Here is a 1,127-nt window from a genome sequence, read left to right as displayed (position 1 = left end):
CACCAGTGGTGACGTCCTTCATGCCGATCAGGGCCGCGATGTCACCAGTGGTGACGTCCTTCATGCCGATCAGGGCCGCGATGTCACCAGCGCGTACTTCCTTGATCTCTTCACGGGCGTTTGCGTGCATTTGCACCATACGGCCCACGCGCTCTTTCTTGCCTTTAACCGAGTTGATCACGCCGTCGCCGGAGTTCAACACGCCCGAGTAAACGCGGACGAAGGTCAAAGTACCCACGAATGGGTCGGTAGCGATCTTGAACGCCAGAGCCGAGAAAGGCTCGTTATCGTCTGCATGGCGCTCCATCTCTTCTTCCTCGTTATCAGGGTTGGTACCCTTGATAGCAGGAATATCAGTTGGCGCAGGCAGGTAGTCGATAACGGCGTCGAGAACCAGGGGAACCCCCTTGTTCTTGAAGGAAGAACCGCAAACAGCCAGAACGATTTCGCCAGCGATAGTACGTTGACGCAAAGCAGCTTTGATCTCTTCGATCGACAGCTCTTCGCCTTCCAGGTACTTGTTCATCAGCTCTTCGCTGGCTTCGGCAGCAGCTTCAACCATGTTGTTGCGCCACTCTTCGGCCAACTCTTGCAGCTCAGCAGGAATGTCCTTGCGAACAGGGACCATACCTTTGTCAGAGTCGTTCCAGTAGATAGCCTGCATGTTGATCAGATCAATCTGACCCTGGAAGTTATCTTCGGAACCGATGGCCAACTGAATCGGCACCGGAGTGTGACCCAGACGCTGCTTGATCTGACCGATCACGCGCAGGAAGTTAGCGCCAGCACGGTCCATCTTGTTCACATAAACAAGACGTGGAACGCCGTATTTGTTGGCTTGACGCCATACGGTTTCCGACTGAGGCTCAACACCCGAAGTACCGCAGAACACAACGACAGCGCCGTCGAGTACGCGCAGGGAACGCTCAACTTCAATGGTGAAGTCCACGTGGCCCGGGGTATCGATTACGTTGAAACGGTGCTCGTGCGAGTACTGCTTCTCGGAACCTTTCCAGAAGGCGGTAATGGCAGCAGAAGTAATGGTAATACCACGCTCCTGCTCCTGCACCATCCAGTCTGTGGTCGCGGCGCCATCATGCACCTCGCCCATTTTGTGACTTTTGCCG

General features: G+C 55.1%; 1 protein-coding gene. It reads right to left on the bottom strand.

All coding sequences use genetic code 11. The annotated features are described in order from the left end of the window. Window positions 1-1,127 (bottom strand): elongation factor G (locus ACIOWA_RS28075; protein ID WP_401162940.1); only part of this gene is annotated, 1,127 nt, incomplete at both ends.

Source organism: Pseudomonas sp. NPDC087614 (assembly GCF_044743485.1).
Classification (GTDB): domain Bacteria; phylum Pseudomonadota; class Gammaproteobacteria; order Pseudomonadales; family Pseudomonadaceae; genus Aquipseudomonas; species Aquipseudomonas baetica_A.
The sequence above is the reverse complement of the archived record's forward strand: the minus strand, read 5'-3'. Positions and strand labels throughout refer to the sequence as shown.